The sequence below is a fragment of the Mycobacterium vicinigordonae genome (genome assembly GCF_013466425.1).
GTDB classification, from domain to species: Bacteria; Actinomycetota; Actinomycetes; order Mycobacteriales; family Mycobacteriaceae; genus Mycobacterium; species Mycobacterium vicinigordonae.
In genome coordinates this window covers 628,637-643,992 of sequence record NZ_CP059165.1, presented here as the reverse complement: position 1 = coordinate 643,992, position 15,356 = coordinate 628,637, and the positions used below count along the sequence as shown (strand labels likewise).

Sequence of the window (15,356 nt, the reverse complement as noted above, 5' to 3'; positions counted from 1 at the left end):
TTCAAGGTGCGATGGCGTCCGCTTCCTGGTCTGCCGGTTCAGCTTTGTGCTCACGTTTCTCCCAGCGCCGCAACGCTTCCCGGCACGGCGACTCGACCAGTGCGTAACTCACCGCGGCCAGCGCGAACCCGAAGACCAGCGTCGATACCAACACCGCCGGCATGTGCCCGTTGAACGCAAACACACCGAGCACCGGGAACGCCATCTCCAACGCGGCCAGATGCCAGATGAACAGACCGTAGGACCAGCGCCCCAACGTCACCATCAGCGCGCTGCCCAGCAGCCGGTGACGCGTGTTCGGGCGATCCAGCACCAGCGGTGCCACCAACGCGAACGCCACCAGCGCACCCATCGCCGTCTTCACCGAAAACTGCGCGGCACTGCTGGGCACCAGACCCGCCGGACCAGCCAGCGGCGACGCCGCCACCAGGTAGGCGGCCAGCGCAATCGCTGCCGTCAGCACCCGTCTCCGCGACAGTCGATGTACCCAGCCGAGCGGGCTGTGCACCAACTCGGCAAGCAGCATGCCCGCGGCGAACCAGGAGAAGTAGGCCGGCGGCCAGTTCAGCGGGTTGGCCTCGGGGCCGCCGCCTAGCACCGCCAACGGTAACCAGCCCCAGACCCAGCTCAGCGCGCCCAGGAACGCGATCACCGGTACCCGTGCGGCGACCGGCAGCCGTCTTGCACCGAACGCGAGAATCGGCAGCGCCAGATAGAAGCTCACCTCGACCGACAAGCTCCACATCTGCGTCAACCCGCCGGTCAGGGTCAGCGGCACATAGATCTGGGTGAGCGTCAGGTTCGCCAACCACACAGTCAGGCTGGCGTGGTCGGACTCCGGCAGCAACGTCAGGATCACCACCACGGCCACCAGATACGCCGGCATAATGCGCACCACCCGCGACCGCAGATAGTGGCCGGTGCGCGGCCGCGGCTTCAGCTCACGCGCGGCCGCGGCATGCCCGCGCCACAACAAGAAACCCGACAACGCGAAGAACACCGCCACAGCCAGGTCGAAACGGCCGAACAACCGGCCGTCGACGCCGCTGGAATGGCCGGTCTGAAATGCCACGTGGGTGACCACCACGCCCATGGCCGCACATGCGCGCAGACCCTCGACGGCAGGCAGAAAACTACGGGTGCCACCCACCTGCGCGCCGTCAGCCACGGTCCCAGTTTGCCTGGGCGTGTCCGGCCGCCCAGGGGGTACACCGCAACTACCCGGCGGGCGTGCCGGTTCGCACACCGCCGCCTTAGTTTCTGCTGTTAGGGTCGAACGGGTTTGCCTCGCTGCCCGATAAGCGGTCAGCACCGACGAGTTACCGATGTGTTCAGGGACCAGAAGGAGGTCACAGCAACGTGAACCGAGCAGTCATGTTGCGCTTCGCCGCATGCGGCGCCATCGGACTCGGGGCAGCGCTGCTGACCGCCGCGCTGCTGCTGTCGGCTTACACCAGCAGCAGGATCGAAAAGATCCCGCTCAATATCGACGCGACGCTGATCAGTGAAGGCAACGGGACCGCGTTGGACGCGGCGTCCCTGTCCGGGGACCACGTGGTGATCAACCAGAATGTGCCGCTGGTATCCCAGCAGCAGATCAGCGTGGAGTTGCCGTCCAACGCCCAGGTGGTCACTCTGCAGGTCGGCTCGTCGGTGCGCCGCAGCGACAGGCAGAAAGACAGCGGCCTGCTGCTGGCCATCGTCGACACCGTCACCCTCAACCGCAAGACGGCCATGGCGGTCTCCGACGACTCGCACCCGGGTGGCTCGGTGCAGAAGCCGCGCGGCATCGGCGACGAGAGCCCGCCCACATCGATCCCGCTGACCCACCACGGATTGTCCTACCGCTTCCCCATCCACACCGAGCGCAAGACCTACCCCTATTTCGACCCGATCGCGCAGAAGGCGTTCGACGCCGAGTACGAGGGCGAAGAGGACGTCAACGGGCTGACCGCGTACCGGTTCACCCAGAGCGTCGGCGTTAACTCCGAGGGCAACCCGGTAGCCCCCATCCCGTACCCGTCGCTGTACTCCGGCGAAGAAGACCGTCGGATCACCACCAGCGCCCAAATGTGGGGCGTGCCCGGGGAACCCGGCGAGCAGATCGAGATGACCCGCTACTACACGGCAAAGCGGACCTTCTGGGTGGACCCGGTGTCCGGGACCATCGTCAAGCAAACCGACCAAGCCCACCACTACTACGCCCGCAACGCGCTCAAACCCGAGGTGACGCTGGCCGATTACAAGGTGACCTCCACTCCGGACACGGTGGAATCGCAGGTCAACGCGGCCCGCGATGAGCGCGACCGGATGGCGCTGTGGTCGCGGGTACTGCCGATCACACTCACCGCAACCGGATTGATCGCGCTGATCGGCGGCGGCGTACTGGCGTCGTTCAGCCTGCGCACCGAAAGCGCGCTGACCGATCCCGGACTGGATCGCGACGACACCGACTTCCTGCGCCGCGCGGGCCTCGAGCCGCCGGTACCGGGCGCCGAAGCGGAGACCGAGAAGATACCGGCGCAACGACCCGAACCGCCCGGCGAGCCGCCGCCGGCGGATTCACCGACGGTGGAGTCGGGCAACCCGGGGCCCACCGAGTCGCCTCCCGATCCGCCGCCTGCGGGTCCACCCGAACGAACCTGACCGCCGTGCGGGCCAAGCTGGCCCGGCCGGCCTATTCCTTGACGCTGGCGCTGCTGGTGGCCGGGCCACTGCTGAGTCCCGGCTATCTGCTATTGCGTGACGCGGTCTCCACGCCACGGTCGTACCTGTCCGACACCGCGCTAGGACTGACGGCCGCGCCGCGCGCCACCCCCCAGGATTTCGCGTTGGCGTTGTCGTCTGGGTTGATCGACGGTGGTGTGCTGGTAAAAGCACTGTTGGTGCTCGGCCTCTGGCTGGCCGGCTGGGGGGCGGCGCGGTTGGCTGGCTCGGTGCTGCCCGACGCGGGTGTGGCCGGCGAATTCGTCGCCGGAACGCTGGCGGTATGGAATCCGTATGTCGCCGAGCGTTTGTTGCAGGGTCATTGGAGTCTGCTGGTCGGTTACGGGTGCCTGCCGTGGGTGGCGGCGGCCGTAATTGACTTGCGGTCGGACGGCCGGTGGCAGGGGTTTCTCGGGCTGGCGTTCTGGATCGCGCTGGCCGGGCTGACACCAACCGGTCTGCTGCTGGCCGCGGCGGTGGCGCTGGCATGTGTGGCCGTCCCCGGGCCAGGCCGGCCGAGGTGGCTGTGTGCGGCGGTGGCGGCGGTATGCGCGGTGGTGGGTGCGTTGCCGTGGCTAACAGCATCGGTGCTGGGTTCGTCGCTGAGCGCGGGCAACGCCGTTGGGGTCGACGTGTTCGCCGCGCGCGCCGAGCCCGGTCTGGGCACCCTGGTCAGCCTGGCCAGCCTCGGCGGAATATGGAACGGCGCGGCCGTACCACCGTCGCGCTCGACACTGTTCGCGGTGGTCTCGGCGGCGGTGCTGCTGAGCGTGGTGGCGGCCGGGCTACCCGTCGCGCTGCGCCGGCCTGCCGCGGTGGCGCTGGTGGCGCTCGCCGCGGTGTCGGTGCTGGTTCCGACGCTATTGGCCACCGGCCCCGGGCTGCACCTGTTGCGGTCATCGGTCGAAGCGATACCGGCTTTCGGGATGCTGCGCGACGGGCAGAAGTGGGTGGCGCTGGCGATGCCGGGGTACGCACTGACCGGCGCGGCCGCGGTGGTCACTTTGCGCCGGTGGTTGCGGCCCGCGGTCGCATCGTCGTTGTGCTGTGTGGCGCTGGTACTGGCCCTGCCCGACCTAGCGTTCGGGGTATGGGGCAAGGTCGCGCCGGTGCACTACCCGCCAGGGTGGGCGGCGGTGGCCGACCGGATCAACAGCGACCCCGGCCCGGTGGCGGTACTGCCCACCGGCACCATGCGGCGCTTCTCCTGGTCGGGTGCGGCCCCGGTGCTCGACCCACTGCCCCGCTGGGTGCGCGCCGACGTCTTGAGCACCGGCGATCTAGTGATCTCCGGGATCACCGTGCCCGGCGAAGGCGCTCACGCCCGAGCGGTTCAGCAGTCGCTACTGGCTGGACCCGAGCCGTCTGTGTTGGCGTCGGAGGGGGTGCGGTGGCTAGTGGTCGAATCGGGCACGCCCGGTGACATGGGCGCCGCTGGGCGGACCGTATCGGGACTGACGCCGGTCTACCGGGACGCTGAGATGACGCTCTACCGAATCGGCGGTGTGTCGCCGGGTGCGTCTGCAGGGCATCGTCTGGCCGTGCTGGCTGCCCACTGGGTATGGCTGTTGATGCTTGTCGGTGGCGCAATCGGCGTGCTCGCCGAGCGTGCACTCAAAAAACGGCCACGCTGAAATCACCGAACTCACACAGGCACGCTAGACCAGGCCGCTGACGCGCTCGCCGGCCTGCACCTTTTCCAGCACTGCGCGCATCGCGTCGGCGCTCTGGCCCCAGGAAAACTCTCCGCTGCGCGCCTGGGCCTTGGCACCGAGCTGATCGCGCAGCACCTGGTCGCTTAGCAGCTCTTCGAGCCGGTCCACCAGTTCGGCGCGATTATCGACGAGGATGCCGGTCACCGCATCAATGATCGAGTCGGACAGTCCACCCGAGGACCGGTATCCGACGGTCGGCACGCCGTGCTGGCCGGCCTCGACCACCGCCAGCCCCCAGCCCTCCTTACGGGACGGAAGCAGCTGCACCCAGGCGCTTTGCAGCACATGGTGTTTGGTCACGTCGTCGACGTGACCGTGGAAAGTGACGGCGTCGGAGATACCGAGCTTGTGCACGTAGTCGACCAGCCGCTGCCGCCACCAGCCGTCGCCGACGACGTCGAGGTGCAGACCCGGGATCCGGGCCCGTAGTTCGGCGACCGTCTCCAGCGCGTCCTCGATTTGCTTGTGCGGCACCAGCCGCGACAGCACCACCACCCGCGGCTGGGTCGTCGGGGGCGCCGACAACGTCTGGGCGGGCGCCTCGTCGAGCCCGTTGCGCACCACCGCGATCCGCTCGCTGTCCACGCCGAGCGCCACCAGGTCCCGCGCTGACGGCAGCGACACCGTCACGTACTGGTTGTGCCGGTGCAGCCGCGGCGACAGGAAGGACTCGACGAACCAGCCCACCCGGGACAGCACCGGGCCGGCCACCGGCCACTGCTCGCGGTGACAGTGATGCACCAGGACCACCGACCGGCGTCCGTACGCCAGCCGGGCCAGGAACGGCAGGCCGTTCTGGGTGTCGACCACGACGTCGGGCCTTGTGTGCCGCAGCGATCCCAGGCCTATGCGTGCCAGCCCCATGGCCAGCAACGCCCAGATGTAGACCGAGTAGCGACCGCCGGCGCGGCTGATCTGCACGCCGTCGACCACCTCGGTACGGGATGCGCCCGGGTAGCGGGCGGTGCGCAGCGTGACGGCGACGCCTTGGGCCGCCAGCTGCGCGCCGATGCGCTGCAGGTAGGTCTCACTGCCGCCGCCCTGCGGGTGGCCGGTATCGCGCCAGCACAGCAACAGGACGGAGCGCAGGTCAGACATTGGTCACCAGCGTAGTGGCACGCCCGGGCCGTAGGGTTTGCGCATGCCGGTCACCGACGTCTTCGCGCGGCGGGCGACGCTGCGCCGGTCGGTGCGGTTGCTCTGGAAATTCCGCTACGAACAGCCCGACCCAGCGCGGTTCTACGGTGCGCTGGCCGCCGACACCGTCGCCCTGATCGGGGACCTGTGGCTAGCCGTCACCGGGCGAGACCTGGCCGGGACCAGCCTGCTCGACGTCGGCGGCGGACCCGGCTACTTCGCTTCCGCGTTCAACGACGCCGGCGTCCGCTACCTCGGCGTGGAGCCCGACCCCGGCGAAATGCACGCCGCCGAGCACACTTTCGTTGGCGGGGCCGGCACGTTTGTCCGCGCGTCGGGGATGGCGCTGCCGTTCGCCGACGACGCCGTCGACATCTGCCTGTCGTCCAATGTGGCCGAACATGTGCCGCGGCCCTGGCAGCTGGGTAACGAGATGCTGCGGGTGACCAGGCCGGGCGGACTGGTGGTGTTGTCCTACACCGTGTGGCTGGGTCCGTTCGGCGGGCACGAAATGGGCCTGACGCACTACCTCGGAGGCGCCCGGGCGGCCGCCAGGTATGCCCGCAAACACGGCCATCCAGCGAAAAACGACTACGGGTCGTCGTTGTTCGCGGTGTCCGTCGCGGACGGCTTGGACTGGGCCGCCAGCACCGGTGCGTTGATCGCGACTTTCCCTCGGTACCACCCGCGATGGGCGTGGCCGGTGACATCGGTACCGCTGCTGCGCGAATTCCTGGTGAGCAATCTGGTGCTGGTCCTGTCGCCGCGATAATGCAACGTGTTCTAATTTCACGGCGGCTTGGGTAGGGTGGCCCGCATGAGTCCGCTGGCGACGATGCTGAGCGAGCAATGAGGAGGATCCGCGGAACATGACGAAGAGCGATACAACGGAGTACGACAAACTCTTCATCGGCGGCAAGTGGGTCGAACCGTCGACCGACCAGGTCATCGAGGTGCACTGTCCGGCGACCGGTGAGTACGTCGGCAAGGTCCCGCTGGCCGCGCCCGCCGACGTGGACGCGGCCGTCGCCGCGGCGCGCGCCGCCTTCGACAACGGCCCGTGGCCTACCATGCCGCCGCAGGAACGCGCGGCCGTCCTCGCCAAGGCGCAGCAGCTCCTCGAGGAACGCAAAGAACTGTTCGCCAAGCTGCTCTCCGACGAGACCGGACAGCCGCCGATGACCATCGAGACGATGCACTGGATGGGTTCGATGGGGGCGATGAGCTTCTTCTCCGGCCCCGCCGTCGAGCAGGTCAAGTGGCGCGAGATCCGCAACGGCTCCTACGGGCAGACCATCGTGCACCGCGAACCGATCGGCGTGGTGGGCGCGATCGTGGCCTGGAATGTGCCGCTGTTCCTGGCAGTCAACAAGCTGGGACCGGCGCTGCTGGCCGGCTGCACTGTGGTACTCAAGCCTGCCGCCGAAACACCTTTGACCACCAACGCATTAGCGCAGGTATTCGCCGACGCCGGCCTGCCAGAAGGGGTGCTTTCGGTGGTTCCCGGCGGCGTCGAGACCGGACAGGCGCTTACCTCTAATCCCGATGTCGACCTATTCACCTTCACCGGCAGCTCGTCGGTCGGCAAGGAAATCGGCAAGCGTGCCGCCGACATGCTCAAGCCGTGCACGCTGGAGCTCGGCGGAAAGTCGGCGGCCATCGTGCTCGAGGACGTCGACCTGGCCTCTGCCGTCCCGATGATGGTGTTCTCCGGAATCATGAACACCGGACAAGCCTGCGTCGGGCAGACCCGCATCCTGGCGCCGCGATCGCGCTACGACGAAATCGTGGACGCGGTAAGCGCTTTCGTACAGGCGCTCCCGGTGGGGCCGCCGTCGGACCCGGCCGCCCAGATCGGGTCGCTGATCTCGGAGAAGCAACGCGAACGAGTCGAGGGTTACATCGCCAAGGGTATCGAGGAGGGGGCGCGGCTGGTCTGCGGCGGCGGCCGTCCCGAGGGCCTGGACAACGGATTCTTCGTGCAGCCAACGGTTTTCGCCGATGTCGACAACAAGATGACGATCGCCCAGGAGGAGATCTTCGGGCCGGTTTTGAGCATCATCGCCTACGACACCGAAGAGGACGCGATCAAGATCGCCAACGACTCGGTGTACGGGCTGGCCGGCAGCGTGTGGACCTCCGACGTGCCGCGCGGCATCAAGATCTCCGAGCAGATCCGCACTGGGACCTACGCCATCAACTGGTATGCCTTCGACCCGTGCTGCCCGTTCGGCGGGTACAAGAACTCCGGCATCGGCCGCGAGAACGGACCCGAGGGCGTCGAGCACTTCACCCAGCAGAAGAGCGTGCTGATGCCGATGGGTTACACGGTCGAGTAGTAAGCGCGTTGCCGCGCCGAGCGTGAATTACGCTGCACAACACGCCGATTGAGCGGCGCACGGTTCACACTCGGCGAGGTGGACGGGCGAGGTGGAGAGCTAGCGGGCGAGATGACGGAGAGCTAGCGGCCGGAGAAGCGGGCTCGGCGGCGCTCGACGAACGACTGCACGCCCTCGGCGGCGTCGGCGCTGGCAAAAAGTTCGGCAGCGGCAGGCCGTAGCCGCTCGATCGCCGCGGCTTCACCCTGCGTGCGGGCCAGCTGCGCCGACGCGAGAGTGGCCCGCACACCCAGCGGAGCAGCGCGTTCGGCGATGGTCTGGGCGATCTCCCGGGCCCGCACCAGCGCGGTCGCAGCATCGTCGGCAATCTCTTGAACCAGCCCGAGGCGATACGCCTCGGTGGCGTCGAACTCGTCGCCGGTCAGCAGCCAGCGCATGGCATTGCCCCACCCCGCCTCGCGGGGCAACCGGATGGTCGCACCGCCGAACGGGTAGATCCCGCGCTGCACCTCAAGCTGGGTGAACCGGGTGCCAAGGGCGGCGATGCGGATGTCGGCGGCCAGCAGCAGCTCGATACCCAGCGTCATGCACCAGCCGTGCGCGACGGCGATCAGCGGTGTCTGCCAGGGGCCGTCCAACCGGAAGGGGTCGCGACCGTCGTCGGGCTGCACGGATCCGCCCGCGGCGATGGCAGGTGCCACGTCGAGCAAGTCAAGACCGGCGGTGAAGTGGTCGCCGTGGGCAAAGAGCACCCCGACGCGCAGTTCGTCGTCGGACTCCAGCAAAGCGTAGGCGCGGGACAGCTCAGCCAGCATCTCGCGGTTGAAGGAATTGCGCTTGTCCGGCCGGTTCAGGCCGATCAGCAGGACGTGGCCGTCCCGCTCCAGGGTCACGGTGGTCATGCATACGAGTGAACCGCAGCTGTATGTGTTATGCAATACTACATAATTATGTAGGTGGGCTAGATCACACGTGAGCAGCGAGTGTTTGCTTACTAATCAGCCGTCGAATATGCTTCTTAACATATTCACAGGCATGCCACGGGCCTGTAAAAAGCGCCAGGAGAGACCAATGTGGGTCATCGAGTTCAACATCGCCGGCCTCCGATTCACGCGTGAGATGCCCGACCTGCGACGTCGTCGACTCCGTCCGCGCCACCAGCACTGGCCGGTCGCCGGCCCCGCCCCCGAGCCCTCGCACGCGGCATGACGCCCGTCCCCACCAAACGCGGTGGCACCAGGGACAAAATGTTGGTCAGCGCCGCCCAGGTGATGCGCGAACGTGGCGCCGCCGGGGTCACCATCGACTCGGTGCTCGCCCGCAGCGGTGCCCCGCGCGGATCGGTCTACTACCACTTCCCCGACGGCCGCAACCAGATCCTCGCCGAGGCGCTGCGCTACTCCGGCGACTCGATCACCGCGGTCATCGACCGGGCCGCCGACCGCGGCGCGCGAGTGTTGCTGCGCGAGTTCGTCAGACATTGGGAACACCAACTGACCGAAGGCGACTTCACCGCCGGTTGCCCAGTCGCGGCGGCCGCACTGGGCTCGGCGGACGACGAACTCGAACTCAAGACCGCGGCAGGCGACATCCTGGGCCGGTGGTGCGCGGCGATGGCCCGCGCGTTCGTCGCCGACGGCTTCGAGGAGCGCGACGCGACGTCACTGGCGGTGACGTCGATCGCCGCGCTGGAGGGCGCCATCATGCTGTGCCGCTCCACACGCAGCACAGCCCCGTTGCGAGACGTCGGCGACCAGCTCGAATTCCTGGTTAAGGCACGGGAATTCGTGGCCCGCAAAGCGGACTGAGCGACTCAGAATGGCAGCGGGATCGAAATGAACGGCGGTGGCGAGGTGGGCGCGCCGACCGCCACGGCCAATTGCTGCGGCGTGTAGTTGATCAGCAACTGAAGCAGCCCGCTGAAGGGCGTGCCGCCGGCACCGACGTTTAGGCCAATCGGCGGAACGAGTGGATTCGCCAGGGTGGTCAGCGTCACCGACAACGGGTAGTAGCCAGGTTGGACGAGCAACCCGTCCAGCGGGAGATTTGCGACGGCGGTGACGTTCACCAGCGCATTGAGAGGTATCCCGAGCAGGTTTGATACCGGCCAGGTGATCTGCCCCAAATTCAGCGAGTACGGGAACACCGCGTGACCGTTGAGGAAGCCGTCCAGGACGGTGGCAGGGAAACCGAAGGCAGCGGCGAAGGCGCCCGCACCGTCGCCGGCCTGCACCGCACTCATGAAGGCTGTGGCCGCGCCCTGGGCCGCCTGGAACGCGGCGGCCGGCGGCCCGATCACTGCTGCGCCCGCCACCAACGGCAATCCGATCATGTTGTTGATGGCCAGCGGCGCGCCACCACTGGTCAGCACATCCACGGTCGACTTGACGGAAATGTCGGTCACAGTGTGCACCACGTTGCCGAAGTTCGTCGCGATCTTGCCCGGTATCGCCGACACCGGCGCGTAGTTCCCGGTCTGCAGAGCGGTCAGGATGGTCTGCCCGTAGCCAATCTGGTTGGCCACGAACTGACGCAGGAATGGGAAAGGGTTGGCCAGCCAGTCGGCGCCCAGAGCTTGCAGGTTGGTGACGGTGTTGTAGAACAGTTGCTCGTACGGGCCGAAAAGGCCGGTGAACACCGGGCCCATGTTGCCAAAATTGACGTTGACCAGGTTCGGGAACAGCGAATTCACCAGGCCCGACAGCGAATTCTCCAAGCCCGCAAGGGAAGTCGGCAATCCGGGCAGCAGGCTGGCCAGTGTGTTCTGCAGGTTCGCCCCCAGCGCACCCAGGTTGTTGATCGTGCCCAGCAGGCCAGGGACTGAGTTCAAAAACCCGGTCACCGATCCGATGTTGCCCAGCGAGCTCAGCGCACCGCCGATCGAGGTGACGACGCCGTTCAAGCCGCCACTTAGGTTGCCGAGCAACGAGCCGATGTTGCCGGTGCCGCCGGTCAACCCGCCGAGCAGCCCACCCAGGCCAGTGCTGCCGCCGAGTAGACCACCCAGGCCAGTGCCGCCGCCGAGTAGACCACCCAGACTCGTGCCGGCGCCGGTCAACCCGCTGACGGCGTTGCCGATGGTGGCGCCGAGGCCGGCGGTGATGCCGGTCAGCCCGCCAGTGCTCGGGGTCACGCCGCCCAACAGGCCTCCGACCGAAGTGCCGATACCGCCGAGTCCGGCGCTGATCCCCGTCAAACCTCCGCTGCCCCCGGTCAACCCGCCGAGAACGCCGTCCATCGCGCTGACACCGGTCGTGCCGCCGAGTAACCCGCCCAGCAAGCCGCTGCCGCCGCCTGCGGCCGACCCCGCGGAGCCGCCTCCCGAGAGGCCGCCGGCGAGCAGCGACTGCACCGGGGCAACGACCGCATTGGCGATCGCCTGCCCGGCATTGGCTAGCTCGGCGGAGACATACGCGCCCGCGCCGGAGTTCATCATCGCCACAAACTGCGCGTGGAACGTCTGCGCCTGCGCACTCATCAGCTGGTATTGCCGGCCGAAATTTCCGAACAGGGCGGCCAACGCCTGCGAAACTTCGTCGGCAGCAGCTGGTATCACACCCGTCGTGGGCACCGCTGCCGCCGATGCCGCTTCTGCCAAGACAGTGTTGATGCCGGCTAAATCCGATGCTGCCACTTCCAGCAGATCCGTTGCCGCGACAACGTAGGACATGTCCGCCTCCCTCGCTTCGTTGCGAGCCACCCAGAGATTGCGCCCTGCCACTGAGCGTAAAACGAGGTCGCGGGGCCGCACGGCAAAATGGATTTATTACCCAAATGGGTGACCGCCAACCCTCCTCTGTTTGGGCGACGGCGGCATGGGTGTGGAGCAGCCGAGCGTCGCGCGAGGGTAACGCGCCCCGCTGACGGTAAGCGACGCGCTGGTGAGCACATCGGCATTTTGTTTGATTCTGACAAATGGCTGCGTTAACGGACGTACGCTGGGTCCTAGCGCACGGCTCGGCGATGCGTCGAGTGACCGCCCAAGAATCGCACGCAAGCCGGAGGTTTCCAATTTCTGATTTGTTCGTGTTTCCGGAAGTATTGTCAACGGCGGCAAGGGATCTGACCGATATCGGGTCGGCGATCGGCCAAGCCAACTCGGCTGCGAAACTAGCCACGACACAAGTCCTGGCCGCCGCCGAAGACGAGGTGTCAACAGCCGCGGCGGCACTGTTCGGGTCGCATGCCCTGGACTATCAAGCCCTTAGCGCCCGGGCGGCGGCGTTTCATCAGCAATTCGTGCAGGCCCTGAACGCCAGCGGGGCAGCCTATGCCGGCGCCGAGGCAGTCAACGCCGCAGCCACGGCCAACCCGTGGCAGGTCATACAGCAACAGATCCTCAACGTCATCAACGCCCCCACCCAACTGCTGCTACAGCGGCCGTTGATTGGCAACGGCACCGACGGCGCGCCAGGAACCGGGCAAAACGGTGGCGCCGGCGGGTTGCTATTCGGCAATGGCGGTAACGGCGGGACAGGCGCACCAAACCAGTCGGGCGGCAACGGCGGGGCGGCCGGGCTGATCGGTAACGGCGGCAACGGTGGCGCAGGCGGAATCTTATCCACAGTCGGCAGGGCCGACGGAGGCCGCGGCGGAACCGGAGGACTGTTGTTTGGCAACGGCGGTAACGGCGGCGCCGGAGGTCCCTGGATCGCCGCTGCTGCCGGCGCCGCCGCGTCCGGCGGCGCCGGGGGCGACGCGATTGGATTATTCGGCAGCGGCGGCACCGGCGGTGGAGGCGGGACAAACAGCGACGCAATCAGTGGCGGTGTCGGAGGCTCCGGAGGGCAGGGCGGCCACGGCGGCGTGATCTACGGCCACGGCGGCGCTGGGGGCGCCGCGGGCGTAGGCACGGTAGGAAACGTCGGAGGCAACGGTGGCGCCGGCGGCATGCTGATCGGCGCCGGCGGCGCCGGCGGTACCGGCAGCGTCGACCAGCACGGCGGCAGCGGCGGTAGCGCCGGGCTGATCGGAAACGGCGGTGCCGGCGGGACGGGCGGAGCGTCCCACTTCTTCGGTGTGCATGCCGGAGACGGCGGCACCGGCGGAACCGGTGGTCGGCTGTTCGGCGACGGCGGTGCTGGTGGCGCTGGCGGACAGCAGTCCTATAACCAAGCAGGTGGTGCCGGCGGTGCTGGCGGCAATGCGATAGGCCTGTTCGGCAATGGCGGGCATGGTGGCATCGGCGGGCAATCAATCAACAGTCGAGGCGGCATCGGCGGTACGGGCGGTCACGCCCTGGGGCTGTTCGGCAACGGCGGCGACGCCGGCAATGGGGGATCGGGCGCGACATCAGGCGGCGGCGGCGGCCGCGGCGGAAACTCCGCTTTGATCGGCAGTGGCGGTGCCGGCGGGGACGTTGGAAGCGCCCGCGTGACAGGCGCTCCGTTTCCCCTGTCCAGAGCTGGAGATGGCGGCAACGCCCAGCTCCTCGGCAACGGCGGTACCGGTGGCAACGCCTATTTCACAACCGACATTGCCGGACAAGGCGGCATCGGCGGTCTGTTGCTCGGGCTGCCCGGGGCAAACGGTCTGCCAGGCAACGTCTAGCCAGGTCTCAGTCGCTGGCCGGCAGCGGCTTGACCTCTTTGAGCGAAAGCTTGGTGTCGCCGACACTGAGGCTGCCCGCACCGGGCTTGGTGACCAGCACCTCGGCGCCGGACTCGTCGACGTAGCGCTTGCCCATCACGCTGCCGTCGGCGAACGCGGGGTCGAGCTCGCCGGACCGCTGGGCGTCCATCTGGACCATCGGCACTCCGCCGCAACGCAAGTCGTCAAGGCTATCGGCGCTGCGCACCACGATGATCTGGGTGTCGCATACCTGGCTGGCGAGGCGCGTTCCGTTTTTGATCATGATTGTGTCCCTGCTAACTCTTCGATGATCTCCCGGCGAAGGATCTTGCCGGTGGGGGTCGTTGGCAGCTCGTCGCGAAACACCACTCGGTCCGGCGTGCGCGACCCCCGCAAACTCTTCCGGACGAACTCCCGCAACTCCTCCGGGTCGGGCTCGACGCCCCCGCGCGGTACCACCACCGCGACAATCGCCTGACCCCACTGCGCGTCCTCGACGCCCACCACAGCGACATCGCGCACGTGCGGGTGCTCGACCAGCACCTCCTCAAGCTCGGCGGGCGCAATGTTCTCGCCGCCGCGGATGATGGTGTCGTCGCTGCGGCCACCGATAAACAGGTAGCCGTCCTCGTCGAGCATGGCGATGTCCTTGGTGGGGAACCAGCCGTTCGCGTCGAGTACCGAACCGATTCCGGTGTAGCGACCCGACACCTGCTCGCCGCGCACGAACAGCTCGCCGGTCTGCCCGGGCCCGAGCACGTTGCCGTCCTCGTCACGGATCTGGATCTCGATGCCGGGCACCGGCCGTCCCACCGATCCCAGCCGCCGGATGGCGGCTGCATCAGTAGCCGACAGCGCCTCGCGGTGATCGTCAGGGGTGAGCACGGCGATCGTCGAGCTGGTCTCGGTCAACCCGTAGGCGTTGACGAATCCCACGCCCGGCAACAGTTCCAGGGCGCGCCGGACCAGCGGCAGACTCACCTTCGACCCGCCGTAGGCCAGGTTGCGCAGTGCCGGCAGCTGGTGCCCGCCGTCCTCGAGCACGGTGACGATGCGGTCCAGCATGGTGGGCACCACGGTTGCGGTGGTGACTCGCTCGGACTTGGCCAGCCGCACCCACTCGTGTGCGTCGAAGTTGGGGAGATACACCATCTTCCGGCCGGCGTACAGGTTGGACAATGCGGCGCCGACCCCAGCGATGTGGTAGGGCGGCACGCAGATCAGCGCGGCGTCTTCGGGTGCGGCGGAATCGAATTCGACGGTCCCGGTGACATAGCTGGTCAGGTTGTTGTGGGTGAGTTCGACGGCCTTAGGCGCCGAAGTGGTGCCCGAGGTAAACAGCACGACCCCGACCGCGTCCGGGTCGGGGAACTCGGCGGCAGGCTCGGCGGCCTTTGCGGCGGCCAGAAACTCGCCGGAGAGCAGCACGCGCTTGTTGCGCTCGCCCAGCATGTCCCGGTATCGCTCGTCTGCGATCACCAGCGGGTCCGGCAGCCGGTCGATCAGCGCCTGGATGCCGTCGGCGGACAACCGGTAATTGATCGGGGTGAAGGCCAGCCCGGCACGGGCGGTGGCAAAGATGAGCAGCGGCAGCATGGCGCCGCCAGTGCCGATGTACACGACGTGCCGGGCACCCGACGCGGCGATCACCCCGGCGCCACCGTCGGCGAGGTCGCTGAGCTGCCCAGTGGTCAGCCGAAGATCCTCGGAGACGACGGCGGTGCGGTCCGGATTGCCCGACAGGGCCATCTCGAGAAGCAGCGAAACACTCATTCACGGCCCCTGAACATCGTTACAAGGTAGCAAGAGAGTGTAATCCGCCCGCGCTGGGTCCATCCAGTTGTGCCCGACCTCCCGATATCTCATCGGCTGCGGGATGAGGGGTCGC

The 15,356-nt window shown here is 67.7% G+C and carries 12 protein-coding genes; 6 read left to right on the top strand and 6 right to left on the bottom strand.

Annotation, left to right across the window (positions count from 1 at the left end; translation table 11 throughout):
- Window position 1 precedes the first annotated feature (1 nt).
- Window positions 2–1,168 carry an acyltransferase family protein gene (locus H0P51_RS02725; protein ID WP_425488953.1) on the bottom strand — a complete coding sequence of 389 codons (1,167 nt, stop codon included), beginning with the start codon at window positions 1,166–1,168 and terminating at the stop codon, window positions 2–4.
- Between the two features lie 191 nt (window positions 1,169–1,359).
- Between H0P51_RS02725 and pgfA the strand changes: the two genes are divergently transcribed.
- Window positions 1,360–2,646, top strand: a complete 1,287-nt coding sequence (gene pgfA, locus H0P51_RS02720; protein ID WP_180916525.1) for a cell envelope lipid trafficking protein PgfA — start codon at window positions 1,360–1,362, stop codon at window positions 2,644–2,646.
- Between the two features lie 5 nt (window positions 2,647–2,651).
- Window positions 2,652–4,340, top strand: a complete 1,689-nt coding sequence (locus H0P51_RS02715; protein ID WP_246398355.1) for an MmpA family trehalose lipid delivery protein — start codon at window positions 2,652–2,654, stop codon at window positions 4,338–4,340.
- Window positions 4,341–4,364: 24 nt separating this feature from the next.
- On the opposite strand, the gene H0P51_RS02710 is transcribed toward H0P51_RS02715, so the two are convergent.
- On the bottom strand, window positions 4,365–5,519 hold the full coding sequence (locus tag H0P51_RS02710) for a glycosyltransferase family 4 protein (protein ID WP_180916524.1): 1,155 nt from the start codon (window positions 5,517–5,519) through the stop codon (window positions 4,365–4,367).
- Between the two features lie 43 nt (window positions 5,520–5,562).
- Here H0P51_RS02710 and H0P51_RS02705 point away from each other — a divergent pair, with 43 nt between their 5' ends.
- Together H0P51_RS02705 and H0P51_RS02700 are read left to right on the top strand one after the other, a co-directional pair.
- A complete protein-coding gene (locus H0P51_RS02705; protein ID WP_180916523.1) occupies window positions 5,563–6,330 on the top strand; it encodes a class I SAM-dependent methyltransferase in 768 nt (255 codons plus the stop codon).
- Between the two features lie 97 nt (window positions 6,331–6,427).
- A complete protein-coding gene (locus tag H0P51_RS02700) occupies window positions 6,428–7,897 on the top strand; it encodes an aldehyde dehydrogenase (RefSeq protein ID WP_180916522.1) in 1,470 nt (489 codons plus the stop codon).
- Between the two features lie 122 nt (window positions 7,898–8,019).
- On the opposite strand, the gene H0P51_RS02695 is transcribed toward H0P51_RS02700, so the two are convergent.
- Window positions 8,020–8,799 carry a crotonase/enoyl-CoA hydratase family protein gene (locus H0P51_RS02695; protein ID WP_180916521.1) on the bottom strand — a complete coding sequence of 260 codons (780 nt, stop codon included), beginning with the start codon at window positions 8,797–8,799 and terminating at the stop codon, window positions 8,020–8,022.
- Between the two features lie 303 nt (window positions 8,800–9,102).
- Between H0P51_RS02695 and H0P51_RS02690 the strand changes: the two genes are divergently transcribed.
- Window positions 9,103–9,705, top strand: a complete 603-nt coding sequence (locus tag H0P51_RS02690; protein WP_180916520.1) for a TetR/AcrR family transcriptional regulator — start codon at window positions 9,103–9,105, stop codon at window positions 9,703–9,705.
- Window positions 9,706–9,710: 5 nt separating this feature from the next.
- Here the strand turns inward: H0P51_RS02690 and H0P51_RS02685 are convergent, their stop codons facing one another.
- Window positions 9,711–11,567, bottom strand: a complete 1,857-nt coding sequence (locus H0P51_RS02685; RefSeq protein WP_180916519.1) for a PE family protein — start codon at window positions 11,565–11,567, stop codon at window positions 9,711–9,713.
- 341 nt (window positions 11,568–11,908) lie between these two features.
- Here H0P51_RS02685 and H0P51_RS02680 point away from each other — a divergent pair, with 341 nt between their 5' ends.
- Window positions 11,909–13,447 (top strand): PE family protein, encoded by a 1,539-nt coding sequence (locus H0P51_RS02680; RefSeq protein WP_425489006.1) that lies wholly within the window; start codon window positions 11,909–11,911, stop codon window positions 13,445–13,447.
- A gap of 7 nt (window positions 13,448–13,454) precedes the next feature.
- On the opposite strand, the gene H0P51_RS02675 is transcribed toward H0P51_RS02680, so the two are convergent.
- Together H0P51_RS02675 and H0P51_RS02670 are read right to left on the bottom strand one after the other, a co-directional pair.
- On the bottom strand, window positions 13,455–13,751 hold the full coding sequence (locus H0P51_RS02675; protein WP_180916518.1) for a hypothetical protein: 297 nt from the start codon (window positions 13,749–13,751) through the stop codon (window positions 13,455–13,457).
- Window positions 13,748–15,241 (bottom strand): class I adenylate-forming enzyme family protein, encoded by a 1,494-nt coding sequence (locus H0P51_RS02670; RefSeq protein WP_180916517.1) that lies wholly within the window; start codon window positions 15,239–15,241, stop codon window positions 13,748–13,750. Before H0P51_RS02670 ends, H0P51_RS02675 begins: the two co-directional genes overlap by 4 nt.
- Window positions 15,242–15,356: the final 115 nt, after the last annotated feature.